Below are 20,165 nucleotides of genomic sequence, written 5' to 3'. Positions count from 1 at the left end.
ACCACTCCAATGCGGCCAAAAACGATAAAGATTCGCATTTGAATTGGGAAGGGCGATTCCCGGAATATGGCGTTGCGCAAATGGCAACCGGACGGGGCGTGCCACCACGAGACCCGGTTGCGCGTCCCGCAACGCCTTGTTGCGACAGCGGACGCCGGGTGCATGGTAGTGTCCGCCATCTCTCAAGATTGATTCGCATTCGTTTTTCAGGAGGTGGCAATGAAAGGTTCCCGATGGTGCATGTCGGCGCTGGCCCTGGGGGCGTTCGCCCTGCCCACGATGGCCCAGGCCCACGAGGTCGAAGCCGAGGCGCACGGGCCCGATGTCGTCAGCTTCGACTGGGGGGCCGCGGACACCCTGGCGGCCCTGGGGCTCGAGGATCATCTCGTAGGCCTGCCGCACCAGGCCGCCCCGGCCTATGCGGCTGACCTGCTGGCAGGGCGTGCCGACGTGGGCGGCCTCAAGACGCCGGACCTGGAGGCGGTCGCCGAGGCGGCACCGGACCTGATCCTGGCCACCGGTCGCCAGTCGGCGGCGCTGGAGGACCTGCAGGCGATCGCCGAGGTCGAACAGGTCGCGCTCGGCGAGGGCGATTACTTCGCGGCCCTGAGCGCCAAGGTGACGGGGCTGGCCGAGCACTACGGGGCCGAGGAGCGGGCGGCCGAGCGGCTCGCCGCGCTGCATGATGACATCGAGGCCGCGCGGGCGAGCCTGGCCGACGACCTCGAGGCGGTGGTGGTGACGCACAACGACGGCCACTACTCGCTGCGTCAGGCGCCGGTGGTCGGCGAGCTGCTGCGGATCGCCCAGCCGGCGGTGCCGGCGTCGGTCGAGCCGGTGAGTCGCGGCACCCGTACCTTTACTCCGCTCACCCCGGCCGCCATCACCGAGATGGCGCCGGATGCGCTGCTGGTGGTGGACCGCAGCGCCGCCATCGGCGCGACGCCGCTGGACGTCGCCACGCTCGAGGAAGCGCTGGCCGCCGAGGGTGGCGAGGCGATCGCGGTGACGGTGCTGTCCCCGTCGCTGTGGTACCTCTCCGGCGATGGCCTGCAGAGCGTCGCGGTCCAGGTGGACGAGGTCGTCCAGGCCCTGGCGGCCGAATAGGTCGATGCCTCGGCGCCGGCGGCGTTGCGCGAGGTCGAACGCGGCGTTGCCGGACGTCGGGGGTGAGAATTTTTCTGAGATTCATTATCATTGGCGGCCTTTGTTTCATCGGACACGGTGGCCGCCAGCGAGCCAAGGAGACTCCATGTCGATTTCCCTGCCCAAGACCCCGTTGCTGGTCGGCGCCTGTCTGGCGACGGCGCTCGCCGTCGCGGTCGGCCCGGCCCAGGCCCGCACCCTGGACACCGCCCATGGCCAGGTCGAGGTGCCCGACGCCCCCGAGCGGGTGGTGACCCTCTATGAAGGCGCCCTGGATGCGTCCCTGGCGGCCGGCGTCCTGCCGGTGGGGGCGGTGACCACCCGCGGCGGCGACGACGTGGCCCGCTACCTCGAGGCGCATCTCGACGAGTCGCGCCCGGCGATCGTCGGCGTGGTGCGCGAGGTCAACATGGAGGCGGTAGTGGCCGAGCGGCCGGACCTGATCCTGGCCGGGCCGCGCCTCGCCGATGCCCAGTACGCGCTGCTGTCCAAGATCGCGCCCACCGTGGTGCCGGAAAGCCCGGGCATCACCCCCGAAGCGTGGAAGGCCGAGGCCCGTCAGTACGGCCAGGCCCTGGGCCGCGAGGCCGCGGTGAGCGATGCCATCGAGGGCGTCGAGACCCGTGCCGCCGCCCTGGCCGAGCGCCTGGAGGCCGCCGAGACGAGCGCCACCGCCAACCTGGTGCGCTGGATGCCCCAGGGGCCACTGGTGATGTCCGACCAGCTGTTCTCCACCGGGCTGCTCGCCGCGGTGGGTCTCGAGGTGGACGACGCCGGCCTGCTCAACGGCCGGGGCGTGCACAGCGATCCGCTGAGTCTGGAGAACCTCTCCCGGCTGCAGGGCGACTGGCTGTTCCTGGCGACCCTCAACGAGGAGGGCGTGGACGCCCTGTCGGCCGCCGAGGCCTCGCCGGCCTTCGCTCGCCTGCCGGTGGTCGAGAACGGCCGGGTGGTGCCGGTGGACGGCCAGCTGTGGACCAGCGCCAACGGGCCGCTGGCCGCCGAGGCGATCCTCGACGACATCGAAGCGGCGCTCGTGCCCTGATGTCGACGGACGTCACCGCCAACCCCGAGCCCCGACCATCGGCGGGGCTTTCGAGTAGGTTGCTGCTGCTCGCCGGCCTGCTCGCGGTGGCGGCGCTGGCCAGCCTGCTGTGGGGTGCCGGCGAGGTCGGGGTGGCCCGCGCGCTGGCCGCACTCGTCGGCCATGGCGACGCGGAGGCCCGCTTCGTGGTGGGCACGCTGCGCCTGCCGCGCACGCTGATTGGCATCGCCGTGGGGCTGGCGCTGGGCGTGGCCGGGGCGCTGCTGCAGGCGGTGTCGCGCAACCCGCTGGCCGAGCCGGGGCTGCTCGGAGTCAGCGCCGGGGCGGCCTTCGCCGTGGCCGTGGCGCTGTGGCTGGGCGCCAGCGCGGCGACCCTGCGCGTGGCCGTGGCCCAGCTCGGCGCCCTGGCGGGGTGCTTCGCCGTGATGAGCGTGGTGCGCGTGCGTGGCCTGGGCGACGATCCGGTGCGCCTGGTGCTGGCCGGTGCCGCCTTCTCGGCGCTGCTCGCCTCGCTGACCTCGCTGCTGCTGCTGTTCGATCAGCGCACCGCCGACGAGATTCGCTTCTGGGTGGTCGGCAGCCTGGCCGGCCGTCGCCTCGACGACCTGGTCGCCGTGCTGCCGAGCCTGGCCCTGGCACTCGCCGTCACCGGGCTGATCGCCCGCCCCCTGGCCGCCCTGGCGCTGGGCGAGCGGGTCGCCTCGGGGCTCGGCCATCGTCCCGGGCGAGTGAGGGCCCTGGTGGTGGTGGCCGTGGCGCTGCTGGTGGGCGCGGCCACCGCGATCGCCGGGCCGATCGCCTTCGTCGGCCTGGTGGTGCCCTTCGCGGCGCGCTCCCTGGCCGGCCCCGACATCCGCCGCACCCTGTGGCTGTGCCTGCCGCTGGGCCCCTTGATGGTGTTGTCCGCCGACGTGGTCTCGCGCCTGGTGGTGGCGCCCTCGGAGCTGCCGCTGGGAGTGCTCACCGCGCTGGTCGGCGCCCCGGTGCTGGTGGCCGTGGTGCGCGGTCGTCGCCTGCCGACCCTGTGAGCCGGAGAGTCATGTGAGCCCCCTGTCAGAGACCGTCCCGATGTCGCAGCGCGCCGAATCCCTGCCAAGAGCCGCCCCGGTGGCAGCGCCTCCCGGCTGCTGGCGGCTGGCCTGGGGCCAGTGGCACCTGCTGGTCGAGCGCCGCGCCCTGGGCGTCGGCCTGTCGTTGCTGGCGGCTTCGCTGGCGGCGTCGCTGGCCTACCTGTGCCTGGGGACCCAGCCGCTGTCCCCCGTCGGCGCCTGGGCGGCGTTGCACGGCGAGGGCGATGCGATGGCCGCCTTCGTGGTCCAGGAACTGCGGTTGCCGCGCCTGCTGGCGGCCTGGCTGACCGGGGCCGCCTTCGCGCTGGCCGGCTGCCTGATGCAGACCCTGGCCCGCAACCGCCTGGCCACGCCGGGCATCATCGGCATCGACAACGGCGCCACCGCCTTCGCCGTGGCCTCGGTGGTGGGGCTCGGCGTGTCGCTGGCACCGCCGGCCATGGCGCTCGCCGGGGCCGCCACCGCGGCGGCCATCACCTTCGGGGTGGCCAGCGGCGGCGATACTCGCGGCTATCGCTTCATCGTCGGCGGGATCGGCATCGGCGCGGTCTTCGGCGCCGTCACCCAGCTGCTGCTGGCGAGGGTGGACATCGACACCGCCAACGCCGCCTACCCCTGGACGGTGGGCACCCTCAACGCCCGCCCGGGCGGCGCCGTCACGGTGCTCGCCCTCGGCCTGGCCGTGGCCTGGCCGCTGGCGATCGCGCTTGCGCGCTCGCTGTCGCTGATGCGGTTCAGCGACGCCGTGGCCCGGGGGCTCGGCGTCGGGCTGCGTCGCCGGCGGGGCCAGGTGCTGGGGCTCTCGGTGCTGCTCACCGCCCTGGCGGTGGCGGTGGCCGGCCCGGTGGGCATGGTGGCGCTGATTGGCCCCGAGATCGCCCGCTCGCTGTCCGCGGCCCGCGGGGTGCCGCTGACCGCCTCGGCCCTGGCCGGGGCCCTGGTGATGGTGCTGGCCGACCTGACCGGCCGGCTGCTGCTGGCGCCCATCGAACTGCCGGTGGGCATCGTCACCGCCGTGGTCGGCGGGCCCTGGCTGCTGTGGATCCTGATGCGCCCCGCCAAGAGGAGATCGCCATGACCGTGCCCCATCGCCTCCAGGCCAGCGAGCTGAGCCTGGCCTATGGCCGCACCCCCATCATCGAGGACCTGGCCGTCGAGCTGCCGCCGGGCAAGGTGACCGCCATCGTCGGTCCCAACGGCTGCGGCAAGTCGACCCTGCTGGCCGGGCTGGCCCGCCTGCATGCGCCGAGCGCCGGCGCGGTGCTGCTCGACGGCGAGGACATCCAGCGCCTGCCGGCCCGGGAGCTGGCCCGGCGGCTGGCGCTGCTGCCCCAGGAGGCCAGTGCGCCGGAGGGGCTGACCGTGAGCGACCTGATCCGCTTCGGCCGCCAGCCCCATCAGGGCTGGCTGCGCCAGTGGTCCGGCGACGACCAGCGGGCGGTCGAGGAGGCGCTGGTCGCGGCCGGCTTGGAGGCGCTGGCCGAGCGGCCGCTGGAGGCGCTCTCCGGCGGCCAGCGCCAGCGGGCCTGGATCGCCATGACCATCGCCCAGCAGACGCCGTTGCTGCTGCTCGACGAGCCGACCTCGGCGCTGGACCTGGGCCACCAGCTGGAGGTCTTCGAGCTGGTGCGGCGGCTGGCCGCCGACGGGCGGACACTGGCGCTGGTGCTGCACGACCTGGCCAGTGCCTGTCGCTACGCCGACCACCTGGTGGCCATGCGGGACGGGGCGATCGTCGCCCAGGGCGCGCCCGCCGAGGTGGTCACCGAGGCGCTGGTGCACGAGCTCTACGGGGTGGCCTGCACGCTGGTGCCCGATCCTGCCACCGGCGCGCCGCTGCTGGCCGACCTGCGCCGGGCCTGAACGCGACGCGCCCCGGCATGTGCCGGGGCGCGTGGGAAGAGTCAGTGAGGGCAGGGCGTTATTCAGCGGCCTTCTGGGCGCTCTCGCCGGCATTCTGCAGGGCCTGGCCGATACGATCCAGGGCGTTGGAGGCACCCTCCTGGGTGGTCTCCCAGGCGCTGGCGGCGCCTTCCTGGGTGTCTTCCCAGGCCTGGCGCATGTTGCTGCGGGCCTGGTTCCACCAGCCGTCGGTGTATTCCGGCTGCTCGGCGAGGGTGGCGGCGTCGAGGCTCAGGGTGACGCGGTACTCGATGTCCTCGAGCCGCTCGCCGTGGCGGGTCTCGACCTGGAACTGGTCGGCCTCGACCACGTACTGCTTGTCGCCCAGGTCGAGCAGGCTGCCGGTGTCGACCACCAGGGCGCGCAGGCGCATGTCGTCGTCGAGCAGCACGTCTTCCACCTCGCCGATCGACTGGGCGGAATCGGCCTGGGTGTAGACGTCGGCATCGAGCAGCTCGTCGGCGGAGTAGAGGCCCTGGGGCGCGGCCTGGGCGCCGGCGCTCCAGGCCAGGCCGGCGGTGAGCAGGGCGGCGGTCAGGGTCGGCAGGCGCAGGGTGTCGCGAGTCATGGCATCTCTCCTTGAGTCGGTGTCCATGGCGCCGCGAGGCGGCGCGTCACTTCATTAGTGTCTTCGCAAGGGCCGAGGTTCGGTGTGTGAGGTAACGAAATGTAAATAAAGCGCTTTTACTCCGGCATCGGTAGGATGATATATCTGCGAGGTCTTGAGCGCGGGAGAGGGTTATGCGAATCGGAAGGGCGGCACTGGGACTGGCCTTGTCATTGGGCGCCTCGCTGGGGTCGGCCCAGGCGGCCGAACCACTGAAGGCGGTGGTGACCATCGGCATGCTCGGCGACGTGGCCGAACGGGTCGGCGGCGAGTGCGTCGAGGTCACGGGCATCATGGGTCCCGGCGTGGACCCGCACCTCTATCAGGCCAGCGCCCGTGACGTGGCCACCTTCCAGCGGGCCGAGGTGATCCTCTACTCGGGCTATTCCCTAGAGGGCCAGCTCGGCGAGGTGCTGGGGCGCTTCGCCGAGATCAAGCCCACCCTGGCGGTGTCGCCGGCGGCGATCGACGCCGGGGAACTGATCAGCGTCCAGGACGTCTACGGCATCGATCCCCACCTGTGGATGGACGTCTCGCTGTGGGCGAAGACCCTGCCGGTGGTGGCCGACGCCTTCGCCGAGGCGCGTCCCGAGTGCGCGGATACCTTCGAGGCCAACGCCGAGGCCTACGGGCGCCAGCTCGCCGCCCTCCACGACTGGGTGGCCGAGAGCATCGCCTCGATTCCCGAGGCCCAGCGCATCCTGGTCACCGCCCATGATGCCTTCAACTATTACGGCCGTGCCTACGGCATCGAGGTCGCCGGCATCCAGGGCATCAGCACCGAGACCGAGACCGGGGTGGCCGATATCCGCGCCATGGCCGACGTGGTGGTGGAGCGCCGGGTGCCGGCGGTGTTCGTCGAGAGCACCATCAACCCGCGCACCGTTCAGGCGGTGATCGATGCCGCCCGCCAGCGGGGCCAGGAGGTGGAGATCGGCGGCCAGCTGTATTCCGATGCCATGGGCGAGGCGGGCAGCGCCGACGGCACCTACATCGGCATGCTCTATACCAACACCCGCCACGTCGTCGAGGCGCTCGGCGGCACGCCGGCCCCGCTGCCCGAAGCGCTGGACGACTGGGCCTCGAACTGGAACGTCCCCGAGGCCTGAGCGCCGCGTCGCGGCCCGCACGCATCATTAAGGCATTCCATGACACAGCCGTTGCACGAACCGAACCTCGCCTTGCACATCGAGGACCTGACCGTCAGCTATCACAGCAAGCCGGTGCTGTGGGACATCGACTTCGACGTGCCGCCCGGGGTGCTGGCGGGCATCGTCGGCCCCAACGGGGCCGGCAAGAGCACCCTGATCAAGAGCGTGCTGGGGCTGGTGCCCTCGGTGGCCGGCCACGTGCGGCTGTTCGGCCTGCCCTACAAGGCACACCGCCGCCGGGTGGGCTACGTGCCCCAGCGCTCCAGCGTCGACTGGGATTTCCCCACCACCGCCCTCGACGTGGTCACCATGGGCCTGTACGGCCGGCTCGGCTGGCTGAAGCGACCCGGGCGCCGCGAGCGCGACGAGGCCCTGGCGGCCCTGGAACAGGTCGGCATGCAGGACTTCGCCCAGCGCCAGATCAGCCAGCTTTCCGGCGGCCAGCAGCAGCGGGTGTTCCTGGCCCGGGCGCTGGTCCAGCAGGCCGACGTCTATTTCCTGGACGAGCCCATGGCCGGGGTCGACGCCACCACCGAGAAGGCCATCGTCGACATCCTGCGGCGCCTGCGTGACCAGGGCAAGACGCTGATCGTGGTGCACCACGACCTGCAGACGGTGCGCAGCTACTTCGACTGGCTGCTGATCCTCAACGTCCGGGTCATCGCCCAGGGGCCGGTGCGCGACGTCTACACCGCCGACAACCTGCGCCGGGCCTACGGCGGCCAGATCGCCCTGCTCGACGAGGCCGACTTCCTCGCCGGGGAGGAGAACGGCGCGTGATGGACCCCCTGCTGAGCCTGTTTCGCGACTACACCCTGCAGAACGTCATGGCCGGCGCCGCCCTGCTGGGGCTGATCAGCGGCGTGCTGGGCAGCTTCGCGGTGCTGCGCCGCCAGAGTCTGCTCGGCGACACCATGTCCCATGCGGCGCTGCCCGGGGTCTGCCTGGGGTTCATCATCGCCGGGACCCGCCATCTGGGCAGCATCCTGGTCGGGGCGCTGGTCACCGGCGCCCTGGCGGCCCTGGTGATGCTGATGCTGACCCGGCTGAGCCGGCTCAAGACCGATGCCGCCCTGGGCATCGCGCTGAGCACCTTCTTCGCCCTCGGCGTGGTGCTGCTCACCTACATCCAGGGCACCAACAATGCCGCCCAGGGCGGGCTCGACGCCTTCCTGTTCGGCCAGGCGGCGGCCACCCTGCGCTCCGACGTGTGGATCATGGCCGGCGTCACGACGCTCGCCCTGGCGCTGGTGGCGGCGCTGTGGAAGGAGTTCAAGCTGGTGACCTTCGACGCCGAGTTCGCCGCTTCCCTGGGGCTGCCGGTGATGTGGCTCGAGGTGCTGCTGACGGTGATGGTCGCACTGGCCGTGGTGGTGGGGCTGCAGATGGTCGGGGTGGTGCTGATGGCGGCGATGATCATCGCCCCGGCGGTGGCCGCCCGCCAGTGGAGCCGGCGCCTCGAGGGCATGGTGGGGCTGGCCGCGGCCATCGGCGTGGCCGGCGGGGTGCTGGGGGCGCTGCTCAGCGCCCTGTCCCGGGGGCTGGCCACCGGCCCTCTGATCATCCTGAGCGTCTCCGCGGTGGTGCTGGTGTCGATCGCCCTGGCCCCGGGGCGCGGCCTGGTGTGGGAGGCGCTGCGGCTGTGGCGCGGGCGTCGCCGGCTGCGCCAGCAGCAGGTGCTGACCACCCTCTACCGGCTCGCCGCCCATCACGAGGACCCGGTGTTCCGCTCCGAGCAGGGCCTGCTCGATACCTACCATGGGCTGCGCACCCGCACCGCGCTGCGCAAGCTCGAGCGTCGCGGCCTGGTCGAGTGGGGCGATGCCCCACCCGGCGAGCCCGGGCCGCCGCACCGCTGGCTGCTGACCCCGGCGGGGCTCGCCGAGGCCGAGCGGATCCTGGCCTCGCTGAACGGGGAGGGCGCCTGATGCTGGCCGCCATGTTCGACAGCGCGCCGCTGATGATCATGCTGGTGGGCGCCCTGGTGGGCATCGCCTCGACGCTGGTCGGCACCTTCCTGGTGCTGCGCGGCAACAGCATGCTCTCGGACGCCATCGGCCACGCCATCGTGTTCGGCATCGTCGTCGTCTGGCTGCTCACCCACCAGCAGAGCGGCCCGGTGCAGATCCTCGGCGCCGCCCTGACCGGGCTGTTCACGGTGGTGCTCACCGAATTGCTGGTCAGCACCCGGCGGGTCAAGCAGGACGCCGCCATCGGCCTGGTGTTCCCGGTGCTGTTCTCGATCGGCGTGCTGCTGCTCAACCTCTATGCCCGGGACGTGCATATCGATACCCACACGGTGCTGCTCGGCGAGATCGGCTTCGTGTGGCTCGACACCGTGACCCTGGGCGACTACCGGGTGCCCCAGGCGCTGCTGTCGATGAGCGCCATGACGCTGCTCAATGCCGTCTTCGTCGGCTGCTTCTACAAGGAACTCAAGCTCGCCACCTTCGACGAGGGCCTGGCCCGGGCCCTGGGGCTCGCGCCGGGGCTCTTGTTCCACGGCCTGCTGCTGCTGACCAGCGGCACCGCGGTGGCGGCCTTCGATGCCGTGGGGGCGGTGCTGTTCGTGGCCTTCGTCATCGTACCCCCGGCCACCGCCTACCTGCTCACCGACCGGCTGTGGCTGATGTTCGTCTACGGCAGCCTGGTGTCGATCCTGGCCAGCGTCAGCGGCTATGCCCTGGCGGTGGCCTGGAACGTCTCGATCGGCGGGATGATGGCGGTGATGACCGGCGTGCTGCTGCTGCTGGCCTTCCTCGGCGGGCCTCGCTACGGGGTCGTCGCCCAGTGGCTGCGGCGCCGCGGCCAGCGGCGGCTCAACGAGATCCGTACCCTGGCCGTGCACCTCTATAACCACGAGGGGAGCCCCGAGCAGCACGAGGAGAACGTCACCCGGGCGCTGCGCGAGCACCTGCTGTGGGACGACGCCAAGGCGCGCCGGGTGGTGACGCGCAGCCGGGAGCGGCGGCTGATCGAGGACAACGGCGAGGCCCTGAACCTGACCCCCGCCGGGCGCGAGCTGGCCCGGGAGATTCTCGAGCCGGGTCGGCGATGAACAAGGCGGTCTTCTCTGCCGCGGCCCGTGGCCGCCGGGAGAGCCTCAGGCCTCCTCCGCCTCCAGCTCGCTGACCCGCCAGACCAGGCTGTCGGTGGGGCCCTCGTCCAGGTCGGAGCACATGTCGACGCGCTGGATCGTGGTCGTCTCGCAGACGATACGCAGGCGGCCGCTTTCCCCCTCCCGTTCCCAGTGCCACCGCTGGTGGCGACGATGCTCGTCGCCGCGGTCTTCCAGCAGCGTCAGCCGCGGAGACGACAGGCGCGACAGCGCGGCGAGCTCGGCGCACTGCTGGGCGGGCGTCAGCCGGGAATCGCCGCGATAGCCGGGCAGGAAGCGCCGGCCGCGGGCCTCGGCCTCCAGGAAGGGCAGCGCCTGCTCCGGCGTGATGCGGCCATACTTGCGCACCGGCGAGAGCAGGATGACGCTGGCGGCGAAGCGACAGCCGCCCAGGTGGCTGCTCTCCCAGACCTCGAAGGGCAGCCCGTGGGTCGCGACCTCCCGCGCCAACGCCTTGTAGGTCCGGTAGCCGTACCGGGCGCAGCACTTGTCCTTCTTGCCGTGGGTGCAGCACAGCAGCAGGTCCCGCTCGACCGTCTCCTCTTCCCATGCGGTCAGCGGTTCGCCCGAGTGCCAGGCGGCCAGGAAGGCCTCCAGGGCCTCCCGCGGCACGACAAAGCCCCGACGCTCCGGCATCAGGAACACCCGGTGGACGCCGTCGGGCTGGTCCCGGCGATGGATCAGGTTGACCCGACGCCCCTCGGCGGCGATGGCCTCGAGCGTGCGTACCAGCCCGGCCGGCATGTCGCTGGCCTGGCGCGCCTTGCGGGTCCACCTGGCGCGGGGCCAGCTGATCAGCAGGTTGTGCTCGGCGTGGGCGCCGCTGCCGGCCAGCGGGTCGTCCTGCTCGCGGCTCAGATCACTGCAGAAGACATGGCTCATGAGACGCGCTGCCGCTCGAGGGTGGCCGAGGCGGGCCGGGCGGCGGGGATCCCCGGCCGCCGGTGGGGCACGCAGATCGGACTGCCCGTCTCGGGATCCTCGAGCACGTGGGCATCGAGATCGAAGACGCGGGCGAGATTGGCGGCCGTGAACACCTGGGCCGGGGTGCCGCGGGTGACGATCCGGCCGTCGCGCATCATCACCAGCTCATCGGCGTAGGCCGCCGCCAGGTTCAGGTCATGCAGCACCAGCAGCAGGGTGCGGCCGTGCTCGTGGGCCAGGCGAGACAGCAGTTCCAGCAGGTCCACCTGCACCTTGAGGTCGAGGAAGGTGGTGGGCTCGTCGAGCAGGATCAGGTCCGTCTGCTGGGCCAGCACCATGGCGATCCAGCAGCGCTGCCGCTGGCCGCCGGACAGCGCATCGACGCTGCGCTCGGCGAACTCGGTGACGTCGGCATAGGCCATCGCCTCGCGGACGGCCCGGGCGTCCCGCTCGGCGTCCTGTCGCCACAGCCGCTGGTGGGGAAAGCGGCCCATGCCGACCAGCTGCCTGACCGTGAGGCCCTCCGGGGCGGTGGGGCCCTGAGGCAGTATGCCCAGGCGCTGCGCTACCTCGCGCGTGTTGCGGCGGTGGATGTCCTCGCCGTCGAGGCAGACCCGGCCGGCGCTGGGCGCCAGGGTGCGGGCCAGCGTCTTCAGCAGCGTCGACTTGCCGCTGCCGTTGGGGCCGAGCAGCACCGTCAGCTTGCCTTCGGGCACGTCCAGGTCGACGCCGTCCAGCACGCGTCGGGATTCGTACCCGGCGCACAGGGCTTCGCCCGTCAATCGTGGCGGCTTGGCTGGGGTCGGAGGCATGGGGCGGCTCGTCGGCGTAGTCTCGGGCTCGCAACCCTAGGACAAAAAATTCTCATTTTCAACGTCAGGGGCGGCAGCGCCTGCTCCTTTCAGCACAATCGGTTGTGAGCATATAGCGAACGGATCGTTCGATGCCCGTGGACAGGCTCGAGTGGAATGATTAGGGTAATCATTCTCATTCGCGAGGTGGTCCCGGCAGGCGCTCGCAGCCGGCACGGAACGGGACGCCGACTGGCCGTCGACCCCCACGGGTAAGACGCCATGACGCGACGGGGCGGGGCGTCATCGAAGGATGCGGTGGCGCGCATCGTCCCGATCGCCATAACAAGCACAATTCCCATGACAGCTTCGCAACGTGACTAGCGAGGGACGCGCGGATCCATCGACCTGGGCCGTCGGCGCCGGCCATCGGCGAGATCGGCAGCCTCATCGCCGACGACAGGACCGGGCACAGGCAGGTGGATCGTTACAGGACGGCATTTTTGCGGAGGCAAAATGAGCGACGCCCGTTTCTCTCGCTTACCCGGCGAGACGAGCCGACAGGCATCCACGCATGCACTGTTGAATTGCATCATCAAGGAAGTGGCCATACCCCAAGACACCCTGTCCTATCGATGGCCGGCCCGGCAGGAAGGCTTGCCGCAGCGCCTGACCGGCACGCCCCTGCTGATCGAATGGTCGGCGACCCTTGCGCTGTTCGTGATGGTGGACCGGCGCTCGCCGCTCGGCTGCCAGTTCTATCTCTCCGACCTCTACCTCCGGGAAGCGGGGGCCACCGAGTGGCAGGCGGCCTCGGTGGCGGCACTGATCGCCGCGCTGCTCGAGCATTGCCGCTGGCACGACGGCGCGATCAATCGCGAGCTGTGCGACCAGGTCGTGCACAGCCAGGAGGTCATGACGACGATCGTCGCCCATGCCGTCGAGCGGCCGAGGGGCCAGCCGCTGAGCGACTATCGCGGCAGCGAGCAGGGACTGTGGTTCGGCCATCCCAACCATCCCACGCCCAAGGCCAGGCAGTGGCCGACGCACCTGCTCCAGGACAGGCCCGCCTATGCGCCGGAATTCGGCGCCACCACCGCCCTGCACCAGTTCTCCTTCCCCCTGGCCGGGCTCTGCGTCCAGGCCAACCGGATGAGCGCCCCGGACGTGCTGCCCCATGTGGCCGACCAGCGACACGCCGAGGACGGCGAGCGGGTGGTGCTCAGCATGCATCCGGTGCAGGCCGACCTGTTCCGACGGGATGCCCGGGTGGCGCGGATGATCGATGACGGCATCATCGGCGACCTGGGGGCGAGCGGCTGGCCCGCCGCGCCTACCGCCTCGATGCGCACCTGGTATCTCGAGGGCCGGCCCTGGTTCCTCAAGGGCTCGCTCAACGTGCGCATCACCAACTGCGTGCGCAAGAACGCCTGGTACGAGCTGGAGAGCACCCTGGTCATCGACCGCATCATGGATCGGCTCGTGCGCTCCGGAGACCCGGCGCTTCGAGCGCTGTGCGTGGCCCAGGAACCGGCCACGGTGCACTGGTCTCCCGCCGAGGGCGGGGAGGCCGACCGGCGCTGGTTCCGGGAGCAGACCGGCATGATCCTGCGCGAGAACTTCTGCGAGCGTTTCTCGCCGGAGGGCTGCCTGCTCAGCGGAACCCTCTTCGCCCGGGATGTGGAGCTGGCGCCCATGGTGCTGGCCTTTATCGACGGAGCGACGGCCGACGAGGAGGGCCACGAACTGCCCTCGGAGGATCGGGTACGGGCGTGGTTCCAGGCCTACCTGGCGACCCTGGTGGCCCCGGTCATGGCGCTGTTCTTCCGCCACGGCATCGTCATGGAGCCCCACCTGCAGAACTGCGTGCTGATCCACGACGACGGCATGCCGCGCCGGATGCTGCTGCGCGACTTCGAGGGCATCAAGCTGACCCACGACAAGGGCGTTGACTGGCTCGCCGGAGAGTCGCTGCACCCCCGGGTCAGGGAGTCGATGACCTATCATCGCGAGCAGGGCTGGAACCGCATCGCCTATTGCCTGCTGGTCAACCATGTCGCCGAGGCGATCCTGGCGCTGAGCTGGCGGCGCCCGGCCCTGGGCGAGGCGCTGTGGCAGGACACCCTGGAGGAGCTGCGCCGCGTGCGACGGACCCTGGGGGCGCAGGCCCCGGAGCTGGACGCGCTGCTGGCCGGGGGCGAACTGCCCTGCAAGACCAACTTCAAGCTGCGGCTGATGGCAAAGGCGGATCGCGAGGCCCAGTACGTGTCGCTGCCCAACCCCTGGGGCGTCACCCAGGCCGTGGACCGGGAGGTGGCCTATGGCTGAGCCCCTCGCGATGCCCGAGCCCATGATTCCCGCGCGCATCCTCGATGCCATCGACGCGCATCGCCGGGCCTGTGCCGATCCCATGGCGGCGTTCTTCTACGACCTGCCGGCGCTCGAGGCCCACGGCCGGGCCCTGAAGGCGGCCTTGCCGACCGGGGTCGAGCTCTACTACGCGATCAAGGCCAACAGCGAGGCGCCCATCATCGATGCTTTGGCGCCGATCGTCGACGGGCTGGAGCTGTCGTCCGGCGGCGAGATCGCCCGAGCCTGCGCCGCATCGACGCCGCGCCCCTGGGTACTCTCCGGGCCCGGCAAGCTGGATGCCGACATGCGTGAGGCCATGTCGCGGGGCGTCGAGGCCTTCCATGTCGAGAGCCTCGGCGAGGTGGCCCGCCTGCAGGCGATGGCGGCCGCGCTGGATCGCGTTCAGCCCGTGCTGCTGCGCATCAATCCCGCCCTGGATGAGGAGTTCTCCAGCCGACTGCGCATGGCCGGCACCGCCACGCCCTTCGGCATCGACGAGGCGCAGCTGGGCGATGCGGTGAAGGCGGTGGACGAGGCCGCGAACCTGACCCTGGTCGGCTTTCATGTCCATGCCATGTCGCACCAGGCCTGCGAGCGGCGCCATCGGCGGCTGCTGGACGCCTACCTGGCGCGCTGGCCCCGCTGGCGGGCGCTGGCGCGCCACCCCGACACGGTCACCCAGCTCAACGTGGGCGGCGGCATCGGCGTGAACTATCTCCAACCGTCCTCGCAGTTCGACTGGCCCGGCCTGTGCGTGGCCCTGGGCGAGCGCCTGGCGGCGATGGCCGAGCCGCCGCGAGTGCGCTTCGAGATCGGCCGCTTCCTCGCGGCCTTCTGCGGCTACTACGCCATCGAGGTGCTCGATACCAAGGTCAGCCACGGGGAGGGCTTCCTCGTCTGCCGGGGCGGCACCCACCAGTTCCGGCTGCCCGCGGCCCAGGGCCACGACCACCCGATCGTTCACCTGCCCCGCGACCCCGAACGGGCGCGGGCGGGCGAGCCCCGGCCCTGGACCGTGGTGGGGCAGCTGTGTACCCCCAAGGACGTGCTGAGCCGCGGGCAGGAACTGACCGGGGTGGCGGTGGGCGACCTGCTGGTGCTGCCCCTGGCCGGCGCCTACGGCTACAACATCTCCCACGCCGACTTCCTGTGCCACCCCCGGCCCGAGCAGGTCTTCGTCGGCGATGCCCGAAAGCGCCGCGCGACCGAACCACCACACCGGCGAACCGCCGAGCCGGCGAGCTGAGCCGCTTCACCCTATTGCGTATCAAAGGCCCCTTATGTCATCCCACGAATCCGTTCTGCCGCCGATGGCGGCCATCGACGGCGATCTCGATGCCTCGCCGTCCAAGCCCATGCCCTTCGGCGCCGAATCGCAGTGGCGCCATCATGCCCGCATCGAGCGGCGCGTCGTCGGCCAGCTGCTGCAGACCCTGCTCTACGAGAACGTGCTGCCCTATGAGGCGGTCGCCGAGCCGGGATTCCCCGACAGCGGGGCGACTCGCTTCACCCTGACCCTGGGCGAGCGTCGCTACCGGGTGAGCGGCTGGCAATGCCACAGCTTCCAGCTGATTCGCCTTGACCATGCCACCCTGGAGGTCGAGGGGGTGTCGGGATCGGCGGGCACGCCGGGGCCGGTGAGCCTGCCCCAGTGCCTCGAGGACCTCCAGGCGGCCCTGGGCGAGGCGGCGATCCGGCCCGGCTTCGTCGATGAATTGACCCAGACCCTGATCAAGGACCTGCAGTCGGCCGCCTGGCCGGTGACCCATGACGTGCCGCCCCAGGCGCTGGGGGCGGATGCCCTGGAGCAGTACTTCACCGATGCCCACAGCTACCATCCCTGCTACAAGTCGCGGCTCGGCTTCTCCCTGCGCGACAACCAGCGCTACGGCCCCGAGTTCGCCCGGCCGCTGCGGGTCCTGTGGCTGGCCGTGCCGGCGCGCCTGGCCCATCGGGGGGCCGTCGACGGCATGGCGCTCGACGAGCGGATCGCCGAGGACGCCGGGCCCCGGGTGCTGGCGAGCCTCGACGACTACCTCGACCGGCGCCGGCTGGCGCGCCGCGATGTCGTGCTGATGCCGGTGCACCCCTGGCAGTGGGAAAACGCCCTGGTGGCGGCGCTCCATCCGGAGCTTGCCGGCGGCGAGATCGCCCTGCTGGGCGAGGGGGAGGCGAGCTATACCGCCCAGCAGTCGATCCGCACCCTGGCCCCGCGGGACACGGCGCGGCCCTACCTCAAGCTGGCGATGAACCTCACCAATACCTCCAGCACCCGCATCCTGGCCCGCCACACCGTCACCAACGGCCCCATCATCACCCAGTGGCTGCAACGGCTCATCGACAGCGACGCCACCGCCCGGGAAGCCGGGGTCGTGATCCTCGGCGAGGTGGCCGGCGTGGCGCTGGACGAGCGGGCCTTTCCGGCGAGCCGCTACGGCGCCGTGTACGGCCAGGTCGGCGCCATCTGGCGCCGCAACATCGGCGACTTCCTCGACGGCGAGGAGGGGGCCGTACCCTTCAACGGGCTGAGCCAGCTCAGCCGCAATGCCGACGGCGAGCCCGAGGCGCCCTTCATCGCGCCCTGGATCGAACGCCATGGCCTGGAGGCCTGGACCCGACAGCTGGTGCATGTCGCCACCCTGCCGATCATCCACCTGCTGTACGCCGAGGGCGTGGGCCTGGAGTCCCATGGCCAGAACATCGTGGTCATCCATCGCGACGGCTGGCCGCTCAGGGTGGCGCTGAAGGACTTCCACGACGGCGTGCGCTTCAGCATGGCGCACCTGGCGCGCCCCGAGCTGGCCCCGGCGCTGGAGCCCGTGCCCGAGCGCCATGCCGCCCTCAATGCCAACTCCTTCATCGTCACCGACGACCCGGCGGCGGTGCGCGACTACTCCTGCGATGCCTTCTTCTTCATCGCCCTGGCGGAGATGGCGATCTTCCTGCGGCGGCACTTCGGCCTGGCGGAGTCCCGCTTCTGGGCCATGGCGGCCGACGAGATCACGGCCTACCAGCACGCCCACCCTGAGCACGCCGAGCGCTATCGCTGCTTCGATGTCTTCGCGCCGACCTGGGAGGTGGAGGCCCTGACCCGCCGCCGCCTGTTCGGCGACGACGATCCCCAGATCAAGCGGGTGCCCAATCCGCTGGCGGCCTTCGCCCCGGGCGGGGAGGCGGCATGCTGAGGACCAATCGACTCAAGCGGGCGCTGGCGGAGGGCCGGGAGGTCCACGGCCTCCTGGCGTCCTTGCCCACGGCGGCCTCCATCGAGCTGATCGCCGAGGCGGGCTTCGACTTCGTGGTGATCGACACCGAGCACGTGCTGATCAACCCGGAGACCGTCGAGCACATGATCCGCACCGCCGAGAGCTACCAGTTGACGCCCCTGGTGCGGGTGGCGGACGCCGACCCCAAGACCCTGCTACGCCTGCTGGACGGCGGCGCCCAGGGCATCGTGCTGCCCAACGTGGAGGACGCCGAGACCCTCCGGCGTGCCGTGGCCGCCTGCAAGTATGCCCCGGAGGGCGAGCGCAGCCTCAACGCCGGGCGGCCCGGCGCCTTCGGCAAGGCCTCCCTGGCGGAGTACGTCATCGAGGCCAACCGCGAGATCCTGGTGGTGGCCATGATCGAGAGCCGCCGGGGCGTCGCGGAGATCGAGGCGATCTGCGCGGTGCCGGGTTTGGACATGGTGCTGGAGGGCGCCGCGGACCTGTCCCAGTCCCTGGGCGTGACCTGGCAGCCCGATCATCCCGAGGTCGTCCGGGCCCTGGAAGCGGTCCAGCGCACGGCGAGCGAGCGGCGCATCCCCTATTGCGCCTTCCTGCGTCGGCCGGACGCCAAGGCCCGCTGGCGGGCGCGTGGCGTCGGCGCCTTCATGCTGGGCGACGAGCGCGGCATCGCCTTTCGCGCCCTGCGGAAGGCCCTCGGCGATGCCCGGGCGCCGGTAAACAGCGAGGCTTCCCTGCCATGAGCTTACCGATGACAACTTCTTCCGTTTCTTCTCATCAGTCGAGCGATGACGACGTGCTCGACCTGGCCGACCCATCTATGGAGCACACGACCATGAACACTCTCGATGCCCCGCGCCATGCCAAGTGCCATGCCGAGGCGCAGATCCTGCAGTCGCTGGTCGACGGCCTGCTGGTCGAGGGCCTGCTGGATGGGCTCGGCGCGACCCGGCAGCCGGCCAGCAAGGCCGACGAGGGCCTCGCTCGCCTGCCGGGGTTCCGGCCCCACCTCGATGATCCCGAGCTGCGCCTCTGGTGCTGGCCGCAGGACGCGCGCCACGACATCGTCCTGCTGCTGCGCCCGGGCATCGCCCAAGACTGGGAGAAGGTGCCTCATACCCCGGTGATCCTGTGGGATCACGACCGCGGGGAGGGAACACCCCTCGACCCCGTGGCCTTGATGCGCCGGGTCTGCGGGGCCGCGGCGGAGGGCGACGACCAGGCCCTGAATCAAGACCCGAGCCCGGGGCAACGGGTGTTCCTCCAGGCGCTCGCCGACAGCCTCTGGCAGGCGGCAAGCTCGGTGGATCACCGGGTGGCGACCCGCGACCTGCCGGCACGGGGCACGGCGGAGCACTTCGCGATCATGGAGCAGTGGGCCTCGCTGCTCGACAGGCCCTATCATCCCACGGCCAAGGCCAAGCAGGGCCTCGGCGAGGCCGAGTATCGCGCCTACATGGCCGAGTTCGACGCCCCCATCCGACTGCGCTGGGTGGCCATGGCCCGCGATCGCGTGATGACCGGCGCCGGCGTCGATGCGGCCTGCCCGCCGCCGGTGCAGTGGCTCGCCGGCGACGAGAGCCGCCGGGTCCTGGAGGAGGAGATGGCGTCGCGGGGCCTGGCCCACAGCCACGTCGCCATTCCCGTGCACCCCTGGCAGCACGAGCATGCGCTGCCCCGCTGGCTGGACGCGGCCTTCGCGGCGGGCGACTGCGTTACCCTGGACGCGGTCAGCGAGCCCTGGCTCGCCACCTCCTCGCTGCGCTCGCTGGCGCCCACCTCGGCGAGCCCGCATTACCTGAAGCTGCCGATGGCCATCCATTCGCTGGGCGCCTCCCGCTACCTGCCGGCGGTCAAGATGCTCAACGGCGACCTCAGCGCCCGGTTGCTGCACCAGGCCAGGCAGAAGGACGCCCGGCTCGCCGACGACCTTCACCTGTGCGACGAGGGCAAGTGGTGGGCCTACATGCCCGAGGAGGCGACGCTGTTCGACGAGGCGCCGCGGCACCTCTCGGCCATGGTGAGAAGCTACCCTGCGGCGCTGCTGGACGACCCCGCCGTGCGCCTGGTGCCCATGGCGACCCTGGGCACCCCGCTGCCGGGGGGCGAGCACCATGTGTTCGACGACTGGCTGGCCGGGCGCGGCATGGCGGCGACGCCGGCCGCGGTGCTAGCGCTGTTCGGCGAGCTCTGCGACACCTTCTTCGACATCAACCTGCGGATGTTCCGCCTCGGCATGCTGGCGGAGGTGCATGGCCAGAATGCCGTGCTGGTGTTCAAGGAAGGCCGGTGCCAGGGGCTGCTGCTGCGCGACCACGACTCGCTGCGCATCAGCGTCGCCCGCCTGGAGCGGCACGGCATGCAGGACCCCTGCTACTGCATCAAGCCCGGCCATGCCAACACCCTCTACCACGACAGCCTCGAGGCGCTGCTGTTCTGGCTGCAGACCCTGGCGATCCAGGTCAACCTGCGGGCGATCATCGACGCCCTGGCGGATCACTATGCGCTGTCGCGCCACGAGCTGTGGCGGGAGATGGCCGCTCGCCTCGAGGCGAGGATCGAGGCCATTCCCTTCGAGCAGCGTGACCGCGAGATGCTCGAGGAGCAACTCTTCGTCCGCGAGCAGTGGCCCTACAAGCGGCTCATCGCGCCGATCATCGAGCGGGCCGGCGGGCCGGGCAGCATGCCCTTCGGCACCAGCACGACCTGCAACCCCTTCCTGCGGGTACGGCGGCGGGCCCGTGACGAGGCGCCCGAGGCGCTGACCGAGGCCTGAGCCGACCAACGGCCGAGACCGACACCGCCCGACGGATCATCCGTCGGGCGGTTTTT

Annotated in this window: 17 protein-coding genes; 14 read left to right on the top strand and 3 right to left on the bottom strand. The window is 71.2% G+C overall.

The window, feature by feature from the left end; translation table 11 throughout:
- Positions 1–219 precede the first annotated feature (219 nt).
- The 5 genes from ACXAFN_RS02525 to ACXAFN_RS02505 all read left to right on the top strand — a co-directional run bounded on the left by ACXAFN_RS02525 (position 220) and on the right by ACXAFN_RS02505 (position 5,124).
- Entirely contained in the window at positions 220–1,107 is an 888-nt protein-coding gene (locus ACXAFN_RS02525; protein ID WP_474985897.1) for an ABC transporter substrate-binding protein, read from the top strand.
- 145 nt (positions 1,108–1,252) lie between these two features.
- Entirely contained in the window at positions 1,253–2,191 is a 939-nt protein-coding gene (locus ACXAFN_RS02520; RefSeq protein WP_474985895.1) for an ABC transporter substrate-binding protein, read from the top strand.
- A complete protein-coding gene (locus ACXAFN_RS02515; RefSeq protein WP_474985893.1) occupies positions 2,191–3,219 on the top strand; it encodes a FecCD family ABC transporter permease in 1,029 nt (342 codons plus the stop codon). The genes ACXAFN_RS02520 and ACXAFN_RS02515 overlap by 1 nt, the downstream gene beginning before the upstream one ends.
- 40 nt (positions 3,220–3,259) lie before the next feature.
- The gene (locus tag ACXAFN_RS02510) at positions 3,260–4,339 is read left to right on the top strand and encodes a FecCD family ABC transporter permease (protein WP_474987452.1); all 1,080 of its coding nucleotides are present in this window, start codon (positions 3,260–3,262) and stop codon (positions 4,337–4,339) included.
- Entirely contained in the window at positions 4,336–5,124 is a 789-nt protein-coding gene (locus tag ACXAFN_RS02505; protein WP_474985891.1) for an ABC transporter ATP-binding protein, read from the top strand. Before ACXAFN_RS02510 ends, ACXAFN_RS02505 begins: the two co-directional genes overlap by 4 nt.
- A gap of 58 nt (positions 5,125–5,182) precedes the next feature.
- Here ACXAFN_RS02505 and ACXAFN_RS02500 read toward each other — a convergent pair whose 3' ends face one another.
- Positions 5,183–5,731 carry a PRC-barrel domain-containing protein gene (locus ACXAFN_RS02500; RefSeq protein ID WP_474985889.1) on the bottom strand — a complete coding sequence of 183 codons (549 nt, stop codon included), beginning with the start codon at positions 5,729–5,731 and terminating at the stop codon, positions 5,183–5,185.
- Between the two features lie 173 nt (positions 5,732–5,904).
- Here ACXAFN_RS02500 and ACXAFN_RS02495 point away from each other — a divergent pair, with 173 nt between their 5' ends.
- The 4 genes from ACXAFN_RS02495 to ACXAFN_RS02480 are packed head-to-tail and all read left to right on the top strand — an operon-like array spanning position 5,905 to position 9,979.
- Positions 5,905–6,879: a metal ABC transporter solute-binding protein, Zn/Mn family gene (locus ACXAFN_RS02495; protein ID WP_474985887.1), complete on the top strand. Its 975-nt coding sequence runs from the start codon at positions 5,905–5,907 to the stop codon at positions 6,877–6,879.
- 51 nt (positions 6,880–6,930) lie between these two features.
- On the top strand, positions 6,931–7,701 hold the full coding sequence (locus tag ACXAFN_RS02490; RefSeq protein ID WP_474985885.1) for a metal ABC transporter ATP-binding protein: 771 nt from the start codon (positions 6,931–6,933) through the stop codon (positions 7,699–7,701).
- Positions 7,701–8,849, top strand: a complete 1,149-nt coding sequence (locus ACXAFN_RS02485) for a metal ABC transporter permease (protein WP_474987451.1) — start codon at positions 7,701–7,703, stop codon at positions 8,847–8,849. Before ACXAFN_RS02490 ends, ACXAFN_RS02485 begins: the two co-directional genes overlap by 1 nt.
- Positions 8,849–9,979 carry a metal ABC transporter permease gene (locus ACXAFN_RS02480; protein ID WP_474985883.1) on the top strand — a complete coding sequence of 377 codons (1,131 nt, stop codon included), beginning with the start codon at positions 8,849–8,851 and terminating at the stop codon, positions 9,977–9,979. Before ACXAFN_RS02485 ends, ACXAFN_RS02480 begins: the two co-directional genes overlap by 1 nt.
- Positions 9,980–10,024: 45 nt before the next feature.
- Here the strand turns inward: ACXAFN_RS02480 and ACXAFN_RS02475 are convergent, their stop codons facing one another.
- On the bottom strand, positions 10,025–10,921 hold the full coding sequence (locus ACXAFN_RS02475; RefSeq protein ID WP_474985881.1) for a sucrase ferredoxin: 897 nt from the start codon (positions 10,919–10,921) through the stop codon (positions 10,025–10,027).
- Complete coding sequence (locus ACXAFN_RS02470; protein WP_474985879.1) at positions 10,918–11,775, bottom strand: ABC transporter ATP-binding protein; 858 nt, start codon at positions 11,773–11,775, stop codon at positions 10,918–10,920. The genes ACXAFN_RS02475 and ACXAFN_RS02470 overlap by 4 nt, the downstream gene beginning before the upstream one ends.
- 636 nt (positions 11,776–12,411) lie before the next feature.
- On the opposite strand from ACXAFN_RS02470, the gene ACXAFN_RS02465 reads away from it, so the two are divergent.
- The 5 genes from ACXAFN_RS02465 (at position 12,412) to ACXAFN_RS02445 (ending at position 20,109) form a co-directional block, all read left to right on the top strand.
- Positions 12,412–14,082 carry an IucA/IucC family protein gene (locus ACXAFN_RS02465; RefSeq protein WP_474985877.1) on the top strand — a complete coding sequence of 557 codons (1,671 nt, stop codon included), beginning with the start codon at positions 12,412–12,414 and terminating at the stop codon, positions 14,080–14,082.
- Positions 14,075–15,352, top strand: coding sequence for a type III PLP-dependent enzyme (locus ACXAFN_RS02460; RefSeq protein ID WP_474985875.1), 1,278 nt, complete (start codon positions 14,075–14,077; stop codon positions 15,350–15,352). Before ACXAFN_RS02465 ends, ACXAFN_RS02460 begins: the two co-directional genes overlap by 8 nt.
- 34 nt (positions 15,353–15,386) lie before the next feature.
- Positions 15,387–17,291: an IucA/IucC family protein gene (locus tag ACXAFN_RS02455; protein ID WP_474985873.1), complete on the top strand. Its 1,905-nt coding sequence runs from the start codon at positions 15,387–15,389 to the stop codon at positions 17,289–17,291.
- Entirely contained in the window at positions 17,285–18,076 is a 792-nt protein-coding gene (locus ACXAFN_RS02450; RefSeq protein WP_474985871.1) for an HpcH/HpaI aldolase family protein, read from the top strand. The genes ACXAFN_RS02455 and ACXAFN_RS02450 overlap by 7 nt, the downstream gene beginning before the upstream one ends.
- A 92-nt stretch (positions 18,077–18,168) precedes the next feature.
- Positions 18,169–20,109, top strand: a complete 1,941-nt coding sequence (locus ACXAFN_RS02445; RefSeq protein WP_474985870.1) for an IucA/IucC family protein — start codon at positions 18,169–18,171, stop codon at positions 20,107–20,109.
- Positions 20,110–20,165: the final 56 nt, after the last annotated feature.

Source organism: Halomonas sp. ABH4_019, from assembly GCF_056159885.1.
This window is presented reverse-complemented; position numbering and strand designations above follow the sequence as displayed.

Bases quoted from the DNA above. Each gene is read 5' to 3' on its own strand.
- ACXAFN_RS02455 (WP_474985873.1), top strand. From the start codon at position 15,387: ATGTCATCCCACGAATCCGTTCTGCCGCCGATGGCGGCCATCGACGGC.
- ACXAFN_RS02500 (WP_474985889.1), bottom strand. From the start codon at position 5,731: ATGACTCGCGACACCCTGCGCCTGCCGACCCTGACCGCCGCCCTGCTC.
- ACXAFN_RS02480 (WP_474985883.1), top strand. From the start codon at position 8,849: ATGCTGGCCGCCATGTTCGACAGCGCGCCGCTGATGATCATGCTGGTG.
- ACXAFN_RS02445 (WP_474985870.1), top strand. From the start codon at position 18,169: ATGAACACTCTCGATGCCCCGCGCCATGCCAAGTGCCATGCCGAGGCG.
- ACXAFN_RS02450 (WP_474985871.1), top strand. From the start codon at position 17,285: ATGCTGAGGACCAATCGACTCAAGCGGGCGCTGGCGGAGGGCCGGGAG.
- ACXAFN_RS02510 (WP_474987452.1), top strand. From the start codon at position 3,260: ATGTCGCAGCGCGCCGAATCCCTGCCAAGAGCCGCCCCGGTGGCAGCG.
- ACXAFN_RS02520 (WP_474985895.1), top strand. From the start codon at position 1,253: ATGTCGATTTCCCTGCCCAAGACCCCGTTGCTGGTCGGCGCCTGTCTG.
- ACXAFN_RS02515 (WP_474985893.1), top strand. From the start codon at position 2,191: ATGTCGACGGACGTCACCGCCAACCCCGAGCCCCGACCATCGGCGGGG.
- ACXAFN_RS02495 (WP_474985887.1), top strand. From the start codon at position 5,905: ATGCGAATCGGAAGGGCGGCACTGGGACTGGCCTTGTCATTGGGCGCC.
- ACXAFN_RS02525 (WP_474985897.1), top strand. From the start codon at position 220: ATGAAAGGTTCCCGATGGTGCATGTCGGCGCTGGCCCTGGGGGCGTTC.
- ACXAFN_RS02505 (WP_474985891.1), top strand. From the start codon at position 4,336: ATGACCGTGCCCCATCGCCTCCAGGCCAGCGAGCTGAGCCTGGCCTAT.
- ACXAFN_RS02460 (WP_474985875.1), top strand. From the start codon at position 14,075: ATGGCTGAGCCCCTCGCGATGCCCGAGCCCATGATTCCCGCGCGCATC.
- ACXAFN_RS02470 (WP_474985879.1), bottom strand. From the start codon at position 11,775: ATGCCTCCGACCCCAGCCAAGCCGCCACGATTGACGGGCGAAGCCCTG.
- ACXAFN_RS02485 (WP_474987451.1), top strand. From the start codon at position 7,701: ATGGACCCCCTGCTGAGCCTGTTTCGCGACTACACCCTGCAGAACGTC.
- ACXAFN_RS02475 (WP_474985881.1), bottom strand. From the start codon at position 10,921: ATGAGCCATGTCTTCTGCAGTGATCTGAGCCGCGAGCAGGACGACCCG.